The sequence below is a fragment of the Streptomyces sp. NPDC002868 genome, from assembly GCF_055563295.1.
On the sequence record NZ_JBVHDR010000003.1, the window covers coordinates 148,167 to 164,692 of the forward strand.

At 69.2% G+C, this 16,526-nt stretch carries 15 protein-coding genes; 5 read left to right on the forward strand and 10 right to left on the reverse strand.

The genetic code is table 11. From position 1 onward, the window contains the following. The first annotated feature begins 234 nt into the window (after nt 1-234). From tkt to pgl, 5 genes are read left to right on the forward strand one after another with little or no spacing between them, the layout of a single operon-like run. Nucleotides 235-2,322, forward strand: coding sequence for a transketolase (tkt, locus tag ACZ3H8_RS11485; RefSeq protein WP_467400287.1), 2,088 nt, complete (start codon nt 235-237; stop codon nt 2,320-2,322). A 34-nt stretch (nt 2,323-2,356) separates the two neighbouring features. Further along, nucleotides 2,357-3,475 (forward strand): transaldolase, encoded by a 1,119-nt coding sequence (tal, locus tag ACZ3H8_RS11490; RefSeq protein WP_467400290.1) that lies wholly within the window; start codon nt 2,357-2,359, stop codon nt 3,473-3,475. A 5-nt stretch (nt 3,476-3,480) separates the two neighbouring features. Then, on the forward strand, nt 3,481-5,013 hold the full coding sequence (gene zwf, locus ACZ3H8_RS11495; RefSeq protein ID WP_467400293.1) for a glucose-6-phosphate dehydrogenase: 1,533 nt from the start codon (nt 3,481-3,483) through the stop codon (nt 5,011-5,013). Further along, on the forward strand, nt 5,010-6,095 hold the full coding sequence (gene opcA, locus ACZ3H8_RS11500) for a glucose-6-phosphate dehydrogenase assembly protein OpcA (RefSeq protein WP_467400295.1): 1,086 nt from the start codon (nt 5,010-5,012) through the stop codon (nt 6,093-6,095). The genes zwf and opcA overlap by 4 nt, the downstream gene beginning before the upstream one ends. Beyond that, nucleotides 6,092-6,874, forward strand: a complete 783-nt coding sequence (gene pgl, locus ACZ3H8_RS11505) for a 6-phosphogluconolactonase (protein WP_467400298.1) — start codon at nt 6,092-6,094, stop codon at nt 6,872-6,874. The genes opcA and pgl overlap by 4 nt, the downstream gene beginning before the upstream one ends. A gap of 163 nt (nt 6,875-7,037) precedes the next feature. Here the strand turns inward: pgl and ACZ3H8_RS11510 are convergent, their stop codons facing one another. The 10 genes from ACZ3H8_RS11510 to gap form a co-directional block, all read right to left on the reverse strand. Continuing rightward, entirely contained in the window at nt 7,038-7,448 is a 411-nt protein-coding gene (locus ACZ3H8_RS11510) for a DUF3052 domain-containing protein (protein ID WP_467400300.1), read from the reverse strand. Beyond that, complete coding sequence (locus ACZ3H8_RS11515) at nt 7,445-9,052, reverse strand: PH domain-containing protein (protein WP_467400303.1); 1,608 nt, start codon at nt 9,050-9,052, stop codon at nt 7,445-7,447. The genes ACZ3H8_RS11510 and ACZ3H8_RS11515 overlap by 4 nt, the downstream gene beginning before the upstream one ends. Then, entirely contained in the window at nt 9,049-9,546 is a 498-nt protein-coding gene (locus tag ACZ3H8_RS11520; protein WP_467400306.1) for a PH domain-containing protein, read from the reverse strand. Before ACZ3H8_RS11520 ends, ACZ3H8_RS11515 begins: the two co-directional genes overlap by 4 nt. Before the next feature lie 4 nt (nt 9,547-9,550). Further along, nucleotides 9,551-11,203: a glucose-6-phosphate isomerase gene (pgi, locus tag ACZ3H8_RS11525; RefSeq protein WP_467401268.1), complete on the reverse strand. Its 1,653-nt coding sequence runs from the start codon at nt 11,201-11,203 to the stop codon at nt 9,551-9,553. Between the two features lie 58 nt (nt 11,204-11,261). Continuing rightward, nucleotides 11,262-12,473 carry an MFS transporter gene (locus ACZ3H8_RS11530; RefSeq protein WP_467400308.1) on the reverse strand — a complete coding sequence of 404 codons (1,212 nt, stop codon included), beginning with the start codon at nt 12,471-12,473 and terminating at the stop codon, nt 11,262-11,264. Nucleotides 12,474-12,582: 109 nt separating this feature from the next. Further along, nucleotides 12,583-12,918: an RNA polymerase-binding protein RbpA gene (locus ACZ3H8_RS11535; RefSeq protein WP_003957010.1), complete on the reverse strand. Its 336-nt coding sequence runs from the start codon at nt 12,916-12,918 to the stop codon at nt 12,583-12,585. Between the two features lie 111 nt (nt 12,919-13,029). Next, entirely contained in the window at nt 13,030-13,260 is a 231-nt protein-coding gene (gene secG, locus ACZ3H8_RS11540) for a preprotein translocase subunit SecG (RefSeq protein WP_215093480.1), read from the reverse strand. A 107-nt stretch (nt 13,261-13,367) separates the two neighbouring features. Further along, entirely contained in the window at nt 13,368-14,156 is a 789-nt protein-coding gene (tpiA, locus tag ACZ3H8_RS11545; protein ID WP_467400311.1) for a triose-phosphate isomerase, read from the reverse strand. 6 nt (nt 14,157-14,162) lie between these two features. Continuing rightward, nucleotides 14,163-15,374 carry a phosphoglycerate kinase gene (locus ACZ3H8_RS11550; protein WP_467400314.1) on the reverse strand — a complete coding sequence of 404 codons (1,212 nt, stop codon included), beginning with the start codon at nt 15,372-15,374 and terminating at the stop codon, nt 14,163-14,165. A 102-nt stretch (nt 15,375-15,476) separates the two neighbouring features. Next, a complete protein-coding gene (gap, locus tag ACZ3H8_RS11555) occupies nt 15,477-16,481 on the reverse strand; it encodes a type I glyceraldehyde-3-phosphate dehydrogenase (RefSeq protein ID WP_467400317.1) in 1,005 nt (334 codons plus the stop codon). Nucleotides 16,482-16,526 lie beyond the last annotated feature (45 nt).

A 16,526-nucleotide genomic window follows, 5' to 3' on the forward strand; every position in this document is an offset into this window, starting at 1 on the left:
CCGATCTTCGCGGGGGTGGGCACGTGTTGAGCGGCAGCCCCGGCCCGTCCGTATACCTCGCCAGGAGGCGAAGAAGAGGCGAAGAAGACCCAGCGATTGCACCCTGGCTTTACCTGATTCTTTCAAAGACCTGCACTCGAAAAGTTGGGCGTTGTTCCGGGGGTAGGCTCGACAACGCCCGGCGCTTCCGTCGTCACCGGGATACGAACATGTGGAGAGGAGCCCTGACCCAGGGTGAGCACCAAGCCGACCACCACAGACCTCGAGTGGACCGATCTGGACCAGCGGGCTGTTGATACCGTCCGCGTCCTGGCCATGGATTCCGTACAGAAGGTCGGCAACGGCCACCCCGGTACGGCCATGAGCCTCGCGCCCGCCGCGTACGTGCTGTTCCAGAAGCTGATGCGGCACGACCCCGCCGATCCGGACTGGACGGGCCGCGACCGGTTCGTACTCTCCGCGGGCCACTCGTCGCTGACCCTCTACATCCAGCTCTACCTGGCCGGGTACGGCCTGGAGCTCGACGATCTGAAGGCGTTCAGGACCTGGGGTTCGAAGACCCCGGGCCACCCGGAGTACGGGCACACCCCGGGCGTCGAGACGACGACCGGGCCGCTCGGCCAGGGTGTCGCCAACGCTGTGGGCATGGCCATGGCCTCTCGCTACGAGCGCGGTCTGCTCGACCCGGATGCTCCTGTGGGTACCTCCCCGTTCGACCACACCATCTGGGCCGTCGCCGGTGACGGCTGCCTCCAGGAGGGCATCTCCCATGAGGCGTCCTCGCTTGCCGGCCACCAGAAGCTGGGCAACCTCGTCCTCCTCTGGGACGACAACCACATCTCGATCGAGGGCGACACGGAGACGGCCGTCTCCGAGGACACCCTCGAGCGGTACGAGGCGTACGGCTGGCACGTCCAGCGCGTTGAGCAGCTGCCGAACGGCGACCTGGACCCGGCCGGCCTGTACAACGCCCTGAAGGCGGCGCAGGCCGAGACCGATCGCCCCTCCTTCATCGCGATGCGCTCGATCATCGCCTGGCCCGCGCCGCACGCGCAGAACACCGAGGCCGCGCACGGCTCAGCCCTCGGCGAGGAAGAGGTCGCGGCCACCAAGAGCGTCCTGGGCTTCGACCCGGAGAAGTCCTTCGAGGTCTCCGACGAGGTCCTCGCGCACACCCGTGAGGCGCTCGACCGCGGCCGCGAGGCCCGCGGCGAGTGGGAGAAGACCTTCGCCGCATGGCGCACCGCCACCCCGGAGCGCGCCGCCGAGTTCGACCGGATCCGCGCGGGCGAGCTCCCCGCGGGCTGGGAGGACCGGCTCCCGGAGTTCGAGACCGGCAAGGGCGTCGCCACCCGCGCGGCCTCCGGCAAGATCCTCCAGGCGCTGGGCGCGGTCATCCCCGAACTGTGGGGCGGCTCCGCCGACCTGGCCGGCTCGAACAACACGACGATCGACAAGACCTCGTCGTTCCTGCCCAAGGGCAACCCGCTGCCGGGAGCCGACCCGTACGGCCGCACGATCCACTTCGGGATCCGCGAGCACGCCATGGCCGCGACCATGAACGGCATCGCGCTGCACGGCAACACCCGTATCTACGGCGGCACCTTCCTGGTGTTCTCCGACTACATGCGCAACGCGGTACGGCTCTCGGCGCTGATGCACCTGCCGGTGACGTACGTCTGGACGCACGACTCGATCGGTCTCGGCGAGGACGGCCCGACCCACCAGCCGGTGGAGCACCTGGCCTCGCTGCGCGCCATCCCGGGCCTGAACATCGTCCGCCCGGCCGACGCCAACGAGACCGCGATCGCCTGGCGCGAGATCCTCCAGCGCTACACCAAGGAGTTCGGGGTCGGCGCACCGCACGGTCTGGCGCTGACCCGCCAGGGTGTGCCCACCTACGAGCGCAACGACGATGCGGCGAAGGGCGGTTACGTCCTGTTCGACGCCGAGGGCGGCGACGCGCAGGTCGTGCTCATCGGCACCGGCTCCGAGGTGCAGCTCGCCGTCGAGGCGCGCGAGCAGCTGCAGGCCGAAGGCGTGCCGACCCGGGTCGTCTCAATGCCGTCCGTCGAGTGGTTCGAGGAGCAGGACCAGGAGTACAAGGACAGCGTTCTGCCGCCGGCCGTCAAGGCGCGGGTGGCGGTCGAGGCCGGTGTCGGTCTTACCTGGCACCGCTTCGTGGGCGACGCCGGTCGCATCGTTTCGCTGGAGCACTTCGGCGCTTCGGCCGACGGCAAGGTCCTCTTCCGCGAGTTCGGCTTCACTGCCGAGAACGTGGCCGCCGCCGCCCGGGAATCTCTGGCCGCCGCCGCGCGCTGACGCCGGTACACGACAAGTAGGAGATGCAACTCTCATGACAGACGCACTCAAGCGCCTCTCCGACGAAGGCGTCGCGATCTGGCTCGACGACCTGTCGCGCAAGCGGATCACGTCCGGCAATCTCGCCGAACTGATCGACCAGCAGCACGTCGTGGGCGTCACCACCAACCCCTCGATCTTCCAGAAGGCCATCAGCAGCGGTGACGGTTACGAGCAGCAGCTCGCCGACCTCGCCGTGCGCAAGGTGACCGTCGAGGAAGCCGTACGCATGATCACGACGGCGGACGTCCGGGACGCCGCCGACATCCTGCGGCCGGTCTTCGACGCCACCGGCGGCCAGGACGGCCGGGTCTCCATCGAGGTCGACCCGCGCCTGGCCCACAACACCCCGGCGACCATCGCCGAGGCAAAGCAGCTGGCCTGGCTGGTGGACCGGCCGAACACCCTCATCAAGATCCCGGCGACGAAGGCCGGCCTGCCGGCGATCACCGAGGTCATCGGCAAGGGCATCAGCGTCAATGTCACGCTGATCTTCTCGCTGGAGCGCTACCGCGAGGTCATGGACGCCTACCTGGCCGGTCTGGAGAAGGCGAAGGCCGCGGGCCTGGACCTTTCCAAGATCCAGTCGGTGGCGTCCTTCTTCGTGTCGCGCGTGGACACCGAGATCGACAAGCGTCTGGACGCGCTGGGCACGCCGGAGGCCAAGGAGGCCCGCGGCAAGGCGGGGCTGGCCAACGCGCGGCTCGCCTACGAGGCGTACGAGGAGGTCTTCTCCTCCGACCGCTGGGCCGCGCTCGACAAGGCGCAGGCCAACAGGCAGCGTCCGCTGTGGGCCTCGACGGGCGTCAAGGACCCGGCGTACAAGGACACGCTGTATGTCGACGAGCTCGTCGCGCCGGGCACGGTGAACACCATGCCGGAGGCCACCCTCGAAGCCACCGCCGACCACGGCGAGATCAGGGGTGACACCGTGCGCGGCACGTACGAGCAGTCCCGCGCCGAACTCGACGCCGTCGAGAAGCTCGGGATCTCCTACGACGACGTCGTGCAGCTGCTCGAGGACGAGGGCGTCGAGAAGTTCGCCTCGGCCTGGAACGACCTGCTCAAGTCGACCGAGGCCGAGCTTCAGCGCCTCGCTCCTTCGGAGGGCTGACCACCTTGTCCGGTTTTGGCGGAGCCAATCCGCTCCGTGACCCAGCAGACCGACGGCTCCCGCGTATCGCGGGGCCGTCGGGCCTGGTCATCTTTGGTGTCACGGGCGATTTGTCACGTAAAAAGTTGATGCCTGCGGTCTATGACCTGGCCAACCGCGGGCTGCTGCCACCGGGCTTCTCGCTCATCGGCTTCGCCCGCCGTGAATGGCAGGACGAGGACTTCGCGCAGGAGGTCCACGACGCCGTCAAGGCCCACGCGCGTACGCCGTTCCGCGAGGAGGTGTGGCAGCAGCTCATCCAGGGGATGCGCTTCGTCCAGGGCACCTTCGACGACGATGACGCCTTCGAGAAGCTGAAGGCCACCATCGAGGACCTCGACAAGAAGCAGGGCACCGGCGGCAACTTCGCCTTCTATCTGTCCGTGCCGCCGAAGTTCTTCCCCAAGGTCGTCCAGCAGCTGAAGAGGCACGGGCTGGCCGACCAGAAGGAGGGCTCCTGGCGCCGCGCGGTCATCGAGAAGCCGTTCGGCCACGACCTGGTCTCCGCCAAGGAGCTCAACCAGGTGGTGCACGAGGTCTTCCCGGCCAACGAGGTCTTCAGGATCGACCACTACCTGGGCAAGGAGACCGTCCAGAACATTCTGGCGCTGCGCTTCGCCAACACCCTGTTCGAGCCGATCTGGAACCGGTCGTACGTCGACCATGTCCAGGTCACCATGGCCGAGGACATCGGCATCGGCGGCCGCGCCGGCTACTACGACGGCATCGGCGCCGCCCGTGACGTCATCCAGAACCACCTTCTCCAGCTGCTCGCGCTGACCGCGATGGAGGAGCCCGCCTCCTTCGACGCGGACGCGCTCGCGGCCGAGAAGACCAAGGTCCTCGGCGCGGTGAAGCTGCCCCAGGACCTGTCCAAGAGCACGGTGCGCGCGCAGTACACGGCGGGCTGGCAGGGCGGCGAGAAGGCCGTCGGCTATCTCCAGGAAGACGGCATCGACCCCAAGTCGAAGACCGACACCTACGCCGCGGTCAAGCTGGAGATCGACAACCGCCGCTGGGCGGGCGTCCCGTTCTATCTCCGTACGGGCAAGCGGCTCGGCCGCCGGGTCACCGAGATCGCGGTGGTCTTCCAGCGCGCCCCGCACTCCCCCTTCGACCACACGGCCACCGAGGAACTGGGCCAGAACGCCCTGGTCATCCGCGTCCAGCCGGACGAGGGCGTGACCTTGCGGTTCGGCTCGAAGGTGCCTGGCACCTCGATGGAGGTGCGGGACGTCTCGATGGACTTCGCGTACGGCGAGTCCTTCACAGAGTCCAGCCCGGAGGCGTACGAACGGCTCATCCTCGACGTCCTGCTCGGCGACTCCAACCTCTTCCCGAGACTCGAGGAGGTCGAGCTGTCCTGGAAGATCCTCGACCCGATCGAGCAGTTCTGGGACAAGCACGGCAAGCCCGCACAGTACCCGGCCGGTACGTGGGGCCCGGTCGAGGCGGACGAAATGCTCGCACGAGACGGACGGAGCTGGCGTCGGCCATGAAGATCGACCTTACGGACACCACGGCCAGCAAGATCAACAAAGCGCTGGTGCAGGGGCGGCGGGCGATCGGCACCCCGGCCGTCGGCATGGTGCTCACCCTTGTCATCGTCACCGACGAAGAGAACGCCTACGACGCGCTGAAGGCGGCCAACGAGGCGTCGCGCGAGCACCCTTCGCGCACGCTGGTCGTCATCAAGCGGATCTCGCGCTCGCCGCGCGACCGGGCGAAGGCCCGCCTGGACGCCGAGGTACGGGTGGGCGCGGACGCGGGCACCGGCGAGACGGTCGTGCTTCGGCTGTACGGCGAGGTCATCGATCACGCCCAGTCAGTGGTTCTGCCGCTGCTGCTGCCGGACGCGCCGGTCGTGGTCTGGTGGCCGGTGAACGGGCCGACCGACCCGGCCAGTGACCCGCTGGGCACGCTGGCGCAGCGCCGGGTGACGGACTCGTACGCCTCCGAACAGCCGGTGCGTGACCTGATGGCGCGCGCCGAGGCGTACACCCCCGGCGACACCGATCTGGCGTGGACCCGGATCACGCCGTGGCGCTCCATGCTCGCGGCCGCTCTGGACCAGGTGACGTGCGAGGTCACCTCGGTGGAGGTGGAGGGCGAGGAGTTCAACCCGAGCTGCGAACTGCTCGGGATGTGGCTCGCCGACCGGCTGAAGGTGCCGGTGACGCGCTCGGCTTCGTCCGGGCCTGGTCTCACGGCCGTACGGATGGAGACGAACTTCGGCCCGATCGTGCTGGACCGGGCGGACGGCTCGCTGGCGACGCTGTCCATCCAGGGGCAGCCGGACCGGGCGGTGGCGCTGAAGCGGCGTGACACGGCCGAGCTGATGGCGGAGGAACTGCGGCGCCTCGACCCGGACGACACGTATGCGTCGGCGCTGCGGTTCGGCGTGGAGCGGCTCAGTTACGGCGACGAGGCGTCGGGGGCCGGGGCGTCCGCGTCGCAGGCCACGTCCGGAGCGAAGTCCGAGACCAAGTCCGAGACCAAGTCCGAGGCCAAGTCCGCCCCCGCGAAGAAGGCCGCTCCGGCCAAAAAGGCGGCTCCGGCCAAGAAGGCGGCGGCGAAGTGAGTGCCCCGCAGCTCGTCGTCCACCGCGACAAGGAGCTGATGGCGCAGGCCGCGGCGGCCCGGCTGATCACGAAGATCGTGGACGCCCAGGCCGCGCGCGGCTCCGCGTCGGTGGTGCTGACGGGCGGCCGCAACGGCAATGCCCTGCTCGCCGCCCTCGGGACCTCGCCGGCCCGGGACGCGATCGACTGGCCGCGTCTCGATCTGTGGTGGGGCGACGAGCGGTTCCTCCCGGACGGCGACCCGGAGCGCAACATCACGCAGGCCCGCGAGGCCCTGCTGGACAGCGTGCTGGTGGACCCGAAGCGGGTGCATGCGATGCCCGCGTCGGACGGTGTGTACGGCAGTGACGTGGACGCGGCAGCCGCTGCGTACGCGGCCGAACTCGCCGCGGCGGCGGGCCCGGAGGACCACGGTCCGGTGCCGAGCTTCGATGTGCTGATGCTGGGGGTGGGGCCCGACACCCATGTGGCGTCGCTCTTCCCCGAGCTCCCCGCGGTCCGCGAGACGGACCGCACGGTGGTCGGCGTGCACGGCGCGCCCAAGCCGCCTCCGACGCGTATCTCGCTCACGCTCCCGGCGATCCGGTCGGCGCGCGAGGTATGGCTGCTGGCGGCGGGCGAGGACAAGGCGAAGGCGGTGGCGATAGCTCTGTCGGGCGCGGGAGAGGTCCAGGCCCCGGCGGCGGGCGCGAGGGGCCGCAGCCGGACGCTGTGGCTGCTCGACGCGGCCGCGGCGTCACAACTGCCGCGGGACCTGTACCCGCCGGCGTCGCCCTGACTGGGGCTCCGCCCCAGACCCCGCGCCTCAAACTCCCCCAGACTTCGTCCGGGGGGACCCCCACGAGGCTGGAGAGGTCGGCCCGAACAATCAAGCCCCTCCGGCGATTGAGGAGCGGGGGTCCGGGGGCGGAGCCCCCGGTACGGGCAAGCCCGCCGCGGGCTCACCCCGTTCGGTTCTCCACCCGTCGGACGAGCTTCAGCCCCGACCAGTCCTCATCCAGCTGCGCGACCTTCACATCGACAATGCCGAGCGGCAGCAAAAGCTCCCGCAGCGCATTCCCATCAATGTCGCTCTCATGCCCCGCAGCCCTGCGCGGCCACGCGATCCAGAGCATCGCCCGGTCCGCCAGGCGCTCGACGAGCGTCGCCGCCTCAGCCGCCAGATCTCCGTACGTACGGTAGAACGCCGGCGTCACATCCGTGTCCCGCGAGCCGCGTTCGCCGACCGTGACTCCTTCGGGCAGACCGGGAATCGCCCAGTCCCCCGGCCGGTGCCGGAGCACGACCCGCTGGCCCGGTTTGATGCCGAGCTTCTTGGCCAGCGGGGTTCCCGAGTAACCGGATGCGGTCATACGGGGATTGTCGCGCCGACCTCGGCCGAACCGCACCCCGCCGTCCCGTCGCCCCGTACGAGGAACGGCTCCAGCAGCCCCGGCACCGCGTCCGACGCGAACGCCAGACCCTCGCTCTCCCCCGCGTCGTACACCGAATACGCCCCCGCCCCCGCGGCCGTCGTCGCGGTCAGCGTCAGCACTCCGGCCCGGCGCTGGAAGACCGACTGCTTCACCGTCCAGCCGATGACCCCGCCCCGCTGCAGCGCGACCGTCGCGCGGCGGACCGTGCCGGAGCGGGCCACCAGATACGCATCGCTGATGCCGTGCCCCAGACTGCGGTACGCATCCAGGGCGACGATCACCGCGGCCGGCAGCCCAACGACCGCGCACGCCGCCGCGATGTACAGCAGTACGGAAGTGAGCCAGGCGCCCAGAACCGTCAGCACCAGCAGCGGCAGCAGCGCCGATGCCAACGCCCAGCGCAGCCGCCGGGTGCGCGCCGCCCGGGGGTGGGCGGTCAGGTGGGCCGCGCTCGTCGGAGCCACGGGCTCGCGCAGCACCTGCGCGGCCACCTCGTCCGCCATCGCCCGCGGGGCCGGCGGCAGCAGCACCTTCAGATCGGCGTGCTTGTCCTGCTCGTCGTCGGTGAGACCGGTGGCGACCGCGTCCACCCGGGCCGCGCCGAACAGTCTGACGCCGAGCGGCTCGACGAGTTCGACACCGCGCAGGCGGCGCTCCTCTATGGAGATCGAGCGCGCGGTGAACAGGCCACGCCGCACTCGCAGGGTGCCGCCAGGCTCCCGCTCCAGTCGGTAGTTCCACCACATCTCGATCCACAGCCCGAGCGCGCCGACGACTCCGGCGGCCACGGCCGCGGCGACAAGCACCACGACCATCATGGCGATGGAGGTGTCCCGGAACCGGTCCCCCACCCAGTCGATGACCTTGCCCTGCGCCCCGAACCACTCACTGACCTGCATCACACCGCCGGCCGCAGCGCCGCCGAGCAGCGGTGCGACAAAGCTGACCGGTGCGTACCGGATCCAGGACGGATCGAGGGCAGCGAGCTCGCCCTCCCGGTGGGTGCCGGGATCGGTCGTCGCCGCCCGGGCCAGCAGCTGCGTACGCAGCCGCTCACCCTCCGCCTTGCTGACCGGGTCGAGCTCCAGCGTGGACTCGCCGCCGGCGTGCTCGCCCGTGCCGATACGCACCTTGACCAGGCCGAGGACGCGCAGCAGCGGGTTGGCGGACAGGTCGACGCTACGGATGCGCTCGCGGGCCAGCGAACGGCGTTTGACCAGCAGCAGTCCGGTGTGGAGTTCGGCGCGCTCGATGCCGATGCGGTAGCGCGTCCGGCGCCATCGTGTGTAGTCCGCGCCCGCGCCCACGGCAATCAGCAGCACGGCACCGGCCAGCACCCAGCCGAACGCCTGCCCGAGCGGCATTCCGCCGGCGAGGCCGAGTGTGGTGGGCAGTCCTGCGCCCGCGGCCACTCCCGCCATGACGAAGGCGGTGACGAGCACGGTGCGCTTGTCGAGCCGCCGCCACTCCCCCTCGGCAACCGGCTCCCCCTCGGCCACCGGCTCCCCGTCGGCCACCGGCTCCGGCTCGGCCGCGCTCATGTCGCGTCCCCGGGCGTGGCCTGGGTTATCCGGGTCAGCTGCTCCGCGAGCTCCGCGGCGAGCTCATGGTCGAGCCCCTCGATCTTGATCGCGCCCTTGGAGGATGCGGTGGTCACGATGACCGTGGCGAGCCGGAACGCCTGCTCCAGCGGCCCGCGCATCGTGTCCACGGTCTGGATCCTGGACATGGGCGCGATCCGCCATTCCTGCCACAGCGCCCCCGTACGGACGTAGACCGCCTCGTCCGTGACCTCCCAGCGGTGCACCCGGAACCACCAGTTGGGGAGGAAGAGGGTGCAGGCCAGGCCCAGCACCGCCAGTACGACGGCGGGCGTCAGCAGCCACAGCCGGGCCGGTTCGATGAGCAGGCCCAGTACGGCGAGCACGGCCACCGGAATCGCGGTCGTCAGCAGCAACTGCACCCGCCACCAGCCGACTACCCGCTCGTTCAGTGTGCTGTTCGGCGGCCTCAGCCTCACCCCCTCCTCCTCCATCGGCTCAACGACCCCGCAGCGTGCGGTACTTGGCGGCCAGCGTCGCGGTCGAGCTGTCCAGCTGCTCCCCGCCTGTCCCCTCGGTGAGCACCGGCTCGATCTTCTTGGCGAGCACCTTGCCGAGCTCGACGCCCCACTGGTCGAAGGAGTCGATGTTCCAGATGGCGCCCTGGACGAACACCTTGTGCTCGTAGAGCGCGATCAACTGGCCGAGCACGGAAGGCGTGAGCTCGTTGGCGAGGATCGTGGTCGTGGGGTGGTTGCCCTGGAACGTCTTGTGCGCCACCAGTTCCTCGGGCACACCCTCCGCCCGTACCTCCTGAGGCGTCTTGCCGAAGGCGAGCGCCTGCGTCTGTGCGAGGAAGTTGGCCATCAGCAGATCGTGCTGGGCGACCAGACCGGGCCGCAGATCCCCGACGGGCTTGGCGAAGCCGATGAAGTCCGCCGGGATGACCTTGGTGCCCTGGTGGATCAGCTGGTAGTACGCGTGCTGTCCGTTGGTGCCGGGCGTGCCCCAGACCACCGGACCGGTCTGCCACTCGACGCGGTTGCCCTCGCGGTCCACGGACTTGCCGTTGGACTCCATGTCGAGCTGCTGGAGATAGGCGGTGAACTTGCTCAGATAGTGGGAGTACGGCAGCACCGCGTGCGACTGCGCGTCGAAGAACTCGCCGTACCAGACGCCCAGCAGGCCGAGCAGCAGCGGCGCGTTGGCCTCCGCCGGAGCCGTACGGAAGTGCTCGTCGACCAGGTGGAAGCCGGCGAGCATGTCGCGGAAGCGGTCCGGGCCGATCGCGATCATCAGCGAGAGGCCGATCGCGGAGTCGAAGGAGTAGCGCCCGCCGACCCAGTCCCAGAACTCGAACATGTTCGCCGTGTCGATGCCGAAGTCGGAGACCTTCTCGGCGTTCGTGGACAGCGCCACGAAGTGCTTGGCGACGGCCTCCTGACCGGCCTTCAGCTCGGTGAGGAGCCAGTCACGGGCGGAGGTGGCGTTGGTGATGGTCTCGATGGTGGTGAAGGTCTTGGAGGCGATGATGAAGAGCGTCTCGGCCGGGTCCAAGTCCCTTACGGCCTCGTGCAGATCGGCTCCGTCGACATTCGACACGAAACGGAACGTCAGATCGCGTGCGGTGTAGGAGCGCAGCGCCTCGTACGCCATGGCCGGGCCCAGGTCGGAGCCGCCGATGCCGATGTTCACCACGTTCTTGATGGGCTTGCCGGTGTGGCCGGTCCACTTGCCCGACCTGACGCGGTCGGAGAAGGCGGTCATCTTGTCGAGCACGATGTGCACCGCCGGCACCACGTTCTCGCCGTCCACCTCGATCACGGCATCCCGCGGGGCGCGCAGCGCCGTGTGCAGAACGGCGCGGTCCTCGGTGGTGTTGATCTTCTGACCGCGGAACATCGCGTCCCGCAGCTCGGCGACGTTGGTGGCCTCGGCCAGCTCGCGCAGCAGCGCCAGCGTCTCGTCGGTCACCAGATGCTTGGAGTAGTCGAGGTAGAGATCGCCGACCTGGAGGGTGTACCGGCTGCCGCGCGCCTGGTCGGCTGCGAACAGCTCCCGCAGATGCGTCTGTCCGAGTTGCTCGCGGTGCTTGCCGAGAGCAGTCCATTCGGGCGTCTGATTGAGCCTGGTACGGCCTTCTGCATTCATACTGGACATCAGCCCACTTCTTCTCGTACCTGCCTGCGTGCCCCGCTGCGTCTCCAACCTAATTGATCAGCGGGGCGAGCGATGCGACTGCCGGAATGAACAGTGCGGCCGCCAGCAAGGCGGGTGTGTTCGGTCCCCAGGCGGCCGCCGCCGCTCCGCCGAGCAGCGCGCCGAGCGGAGCGCCGGCGACCGCGAGCGTACGGAAGGCAGAGCTGATCCGGCCCAGCAGCTGCGCCGGGCTGCACTCCTGGATCAGCGTCGTCTGGTTGACGTTCCACACCATGCCCATGACCGCGAACACCGCTATCGCGGCGATCGTGACCCACAGCGCACGCACGGACCCCATGGCGACCAGGCATCCGGTCTGCACAAGCCCGGCGGCGAACACGCTCCGTATTCGCCCGATCCGGTCGGCCAGCCTGCGGGCCAGCAGGCCGCCCGCCGCGCTGCCGGCCCCGAAGGCAGTGATCACCGCCGCGTATCCGCCGGCCCCCGCGCCGAGCCAGCCGGTGACATGGACGACGAGGGTGGCGATGAGCGCGCCCATGCCGATGTTGCAGAGTGTGGTGGCGATGCAGAGCCCGCGCTGTGCCCGATCCCGCCACAGGCCGCGCAGCCCTTCCCCGATCTCCCCGCGCAGGGTGCTCCCGGCCGGTCTGGGGTCCCGCTCCGGCGCCCCGACGCGCAGGGATGCCACCAGCGCAGCCGCCACGACATAGGTAGCCGCATCCGCTGCGTACGGCATGGCGGCGCCCACCACGAGCAGCACCGGAACCAGGGGCGCGGCCACAAAGCCCCCGACGATCTGCTGTGCGGTCATCAGCCGGGCATTGGCGCTGATCAGCGCCTCGGCCGGCACCAGCGAGGGCAGCAGGGCCGTCGCGGCGTTGTCGAAGAGTGTCTGGAGCGTGGTGAGGGCGAAGGCCAGCGCGAGCAGCAGCGCTATGGATCCCAGGTCCAGCCATACCGCGCCCGCGAAGCCCGCCATCAGCAGGCCGCGCAGCAGATCAACGGCCCACATCGCCCGCCGCTGGTCCACCCGGTCGGCGACGGCGCCGCCCAGCAGGCCGAACAGCAGCCAGGGCAGATAACCGCACGCCGTCACCGAGGCGATGAGGAGGGGGTCGTCGGTCAGCGAGGCGGCAAGCAGCGGCATCGCGGCGATCCGCAGCGAGTCGCCGAGTTTCGAGACGACGGCGGCCGTCCACAGCCGTCCGAACCCTCCGCGCCACGCGGGTGTTCGCGTCTGCACAGCTTCGGTCGCCGTCACAACATCCCCCGTCCGGTCCGTTGATTCAGAACCGTAGAGGGTGCCACTGACAATCAGCCGCGAACGCACTCCGGCCGGACGCCCACAGGCATCCGGCCGGTAACAACTTCTAGATTTCGCCCCGCAGTTTCGCGAGCGCCTCGGCGAGGATCGCCTCGCCGTCCGCGTCGCTGCGCCGCTCGCGTACATAGGCGAGGTGCGTCTTGTACGGCTCGGTGCGCGGCGGGTCCGGCGGATTGTCCCGGTCCTGTCCGGCCGGGAACCCGCAGCGAGGACAGTCCCAAGTATCCGGAACCTGTGCGTCGCTGGCGAAGCTCGGCTGCGTCTCGTGCCCGTTCGAGCACCAGAAGGAGATGCGCAGGCGCGGCGCGGACTCGCCCCGCTCGGCCTCACCCATCGGCCCCGCTCCGACCCGGCTTCCCCGGATCGCGTTGCCACTTGCCACGGTCGTAACTCCCTGCGTGATGGTGCTCGAAGATGCCCCAGTCTACGTAAGGCCCAACGTGCGTCCAGTGATTGGAGTTACACCCCGCACCCAGACGCTGACGGCGACGGGTCAGCTGTCCAGCTTCATCAGCAGCCCAAGTACGACAATGCACGCAAACCACAGCAAACCGACGACCACCGTAATGCGGTCGAGGTTGCGCTCGGCGACCGAGGAGCCGCCTACTGAGGACTGCATACCGCCACCGAACATGTCGGAGAGGCCGCCGCCCTTCCCCTTGTGCATCAGCACCAGCAGCATCATCAGCAGGCTGAAGACGATCAGGGCGATCGAAAACCCCATAATCACGGCTGGACCAACTTCCTCGGACTGAAATGGACGACGGGGGCCCGGGCTCGGAAAAGCCTCAGGCCCCCGCAAGGGTACGACGGATCCGCGCTACCGCATACTTACTGGTCGCGGAACCGGACGATCTTGACGAACTCGTCCGCGTCCAGCGCCGCACCGCCCACCAGAGCACCGTCCACATCGGGCTGCGCCATGATCGCGGCGACGTTCCCGGACTTCACCGAGCCGCCGTACTGGATGCGGACCTTGTCGGCCAGCTCCTGGGAGTACAGCTCGGCAAGACGCCCGCGGATCGCCCCGCAGACCTCCTGCGCGTCCTCGGGGGTGGCGACCTCGCCGGTGCCGATGGCCCACACCGGCTCGTACGCGATCACGATGGACTCGGCCTGCTCGGCCGGGATGTCCTTCAGTCCGCCGTCGAGCTGCGTGATCGTGTACTCGACCTGCTGGCCGGCCTTGCGGACGTCCAGGCCCTCACCGACGCAGAGGATCGGGGTCAGGCCATGCCGGAAGGCGGCCTTCACCTTGGCGTTGCAGAGCTCGTCCGTCTCGGCGTGGTACTGCCGGCGCTCGGAGTGGCCCACGGCGACGTAGGTGCACTTCAGCTTGGACAGCATCGGGCCCGAGATCTCGCCGGTGTACGCGCCGGAGTCGTGCGCGGAGACGTCCTGCGCGCCGTACTTGATCCTGAGCTTGTCGCCGTCGACCAGGGTCTGCACGGACCGCAGGTCGGTGAAGGGCGGCAGTACGGCGACCTCCACGGCGTCGTAGTCCTTGTCCGCCAGGGCGAAAGCGAGCTTCTGGACATGGGCGATGGCCTCGAGGTGGTTGAGGTTCATCTTCCAGTTGCCCGCCATCAGCGGGGTGCGGCCGTTTTCAAGAGCAGTCATTGAGGGTCAGTCCTCCAGTGCGGCGAGGCCGGGAAGCGTCTTGCCCTCGAGGTACTCGAGGCTCGCGCCGCCACCGGTCGAAATGTGGCCGAATGCCTTCTCGTCGAAGCCCAGGATCCGGACGGCCGCGGCGGAGTCGCCACCGCCGACGACCGAGAACGCCGGGGAGTCGACGAGCGCCTGGGCAACGGCCTTGGTGCCCTCGGCGTAGTCGGGGTGCTCGAAGACGCCCATCGGACCGTTCCAGAAGACGGTGGCCGCGTCGGCGAGCTTCGATGCGTACAGCTTGCGGGTCTCGGGACCGATGTCCAGACCCTCCTGGTCGGCCGGGATCGCGTCCGCGGCGACGACGGACGGGTTGGCCGGAGCCTTGGTCTTCAGGTCCGGGAACTCGGTCGAGATCAGGACATCGACGGGGAGCACGAACTCCACGCCCTTCGCCTTGGCCCGCTCCAGGTACTCCAGGACCGCCGGGATCTGGTCCGCCTGCAGCAGCGAGATGCCGACCTCGTGCCCTTGGGCCTTGAGGAAGGTGTACGCCATGCCGCCGCCGATCAGGATGCGGTCGGCCTTCTCCAGGAGGTGGTCGATGACCCCGAGCTTGTCGGAGACCTTGGCGCCGCCGAGGACGACGACGTACGGGCGCTTGACGTCCTCGGTGAGCTTCTTCAGGACACCGACCTCGGTGGCGATGAGGTAGCCGGCGGCGTGCGGCAGGCGGGCCGGGAGGTCGTACACCGAGGCGTGCTTGCGGTGTACGGCGCCGAAGCCGTCGCCCACGTACAGATCGGCAAGAGTGGCGAGCTGATCGGCGAAGGCGCCGCGCTCGGCGTCGTCCTTGCTGGTCTCGCCGGCGTTGAAGCGGAGGTTCTCGACGACGGCGACCTGGCCGTCGGCGAGGCCCGCGACGACGGCCTTGGCCGACTCGCCGACGGTGTCGGTGGCGAAGGCGACATCGGCGCCGAGCAGTTCACCGAGCCGCGCGGCCGCGGGGGCGAGCGAGAAGGCCGGGTCGGGGGCGCCCTTGGGGCGGCCCAGGTGGGAGGCGACGACGACGCGCGCGCCCGCCTCGGCGAGCTTGGTGACAGTCGGCACTACGGCGCGGATGCGGCCGTCGTCGGTGATCGTGGTGCCGTCGAGCGGCACATTGAGGTCGGCGCGGACGAATACCCGCTTACCGGCGACCCCTTCGGCGAGAAGTTGGTCGATCGTCTTCATGTGTAGGGCTCCTCAGAGGGCTGGGACGTGCGAAGGGCTCGAACCGCGCTGCGTTGCGCTGCCCGAGCCCTGTCGCTCACATCGTGGTGCTCTCGTTGCAGATCAGAGCTGGCCGCCGACGAAGACCGTGAGGTCCACGAGACGGTTGGAGTAGCCCCACTCGTTGTCGTACCAGCCGATGACCTTGACGTTCTTGCCCTGGACCATGGTCAGGGAGGAGTCGAAGGTGCAGGAGGCGGGCCAGTTGACGATGTCCGAGGAGACGATCGGGTCCTCGGTGTAGTCCACGATGCCCTTGAGCTGACCCTCGGCCGCCTTCTGGAACGCGGTGTTGACCTCGTCCTTGGTGACCTCGCGCTCGAGCTCGATCACCAGGTCGGTCACGGAGCCGGTGGGGACCGGGACGCGCATCGCGATGCCGTCGAGCTTGCCCGCCAGCTCCGGGATGACCAGCGCGGTGGCCTTCGCGGCACCGGTGGTGGTCGGGATGATGTTCTCGGCGGCGGCGCGGGCGCGGCGCAGGTCCGAGTGCGGGAAGTCCAGGATGCGCTGGTCGTTCGTGTACGCGTGGACCGTGGTCATCAGGCCCTTGACGATGCCGAAGTTCTCCAGGAGAACCTTGGCCATCGGCGCCACACAGTTGGTGGTGCAGGAGGCGTTGGAGATGACGTGATGGTTGGCCGCGTCGTACTTGTCCTGGTTGACGCCCATCACGATGGTGATGTCCTCGTTCTTGGCCGGAGCCGAGATGAGGACCTTCTTGGCGCCGCCGGCGATGTGCTTCTCGGCGTCGGCCTTCTTGGTGAAGATGCCGGTCGACTCGATGACGATGTCGACGCCCAGCTCGCCCCACGGAATGTCGGCGGGGTTGCGCTCGGAGAGCACCTTGATGGTGTGGCCGTCGACCGTGATCGTGTCGGCGGTGTGGGTCACCTCGGCCTTGAGGCGGCCCAGGATGGTGTCGTACTTCAGCAAGTGGGCCGTGGTCGCAGTGTCACCCAGGTCGTTGACAGCCACGATCTCGATGTCTGCACCCTGCTCCAGCAGCGCGCGGAAGTAGTTACGACCGATGCGGCCAAAGCCGTTGATGCCTACGCGGATCGTCACGAACCGATCTCCTCGTTGGTACGCCGGTTTTAGACGCCGGCGAGT

What these genes read in the sequence shown, in the direction of transcription:
- ACZ3H8_RS11515 (WP_467400303.1), bottom strand. Translation starts at nt 9,052, where the DNA reads ATGAGCGCGGCCGAGCCGGAGCCGGTGGCCGACGGGGAGCCGGTGGCC.
- ACZ3H8_RS11520 (WP_467400306.1), bottom strand. Translation starts at nt 9,546, where the DNA reads ATGGAGGAGGAGGGGGTGAGGCTGAGGCCGCCGAACAGCACACTGAAC.
- secG (WP_215093480.1), bottom strand. Translation starts at nt 13,260, where the DNA reads ATGGGGTTTTCGATCGCCCTGATCGTCTTCAGCCTGCTGATGATGCTG.
- pgi (WP_467401268.1), bottom strand. Translation starts at nt 11,203, where the DNA reads ATGAATGCAGAAGGCCGTACCAGGCTCAATCAGACGCCCGAATGGACT.
- ACZ3H8_RS11550 (WP_467400314.1), bottom strand. Translation starts at nt 15,374, where the DNA reads ATGAAGACGATCGACCAACTTCTCGCCGAAGGGGTCGCCGGTAAGCGG.
- tal (WP_467400290.1), top strand. Translation starts at nt 2,357, where the DNA reads ATGACAGACGCACTCAAGCGCCTCTCCGACGAAGGCGTCGCGATCTGG.
- tpiA (WP_467400311.1), bottom strand. Translation starts at nt 14,156, where the DNA reads ATGACTGCTCTTGAAAACGGCCGCACCCCGCTGATGGCGGGCAACTGG.
- opcA (WP_467400295.1), top strand. Translation starts at nt 5,010, where the DNA reads ATGAAGATCGACCTTACGGACACCACGGCCAGCAAGATCAACAAAGCG.
- ACZ3H8_RS11510 (WP_467400300.1), bottom strand. Translation starts at nt 7,448, where the DNA reads ATGACCGCATCCGGTTACTCGGGAACCCCGCTGGCCAAGAAGCTCGGC.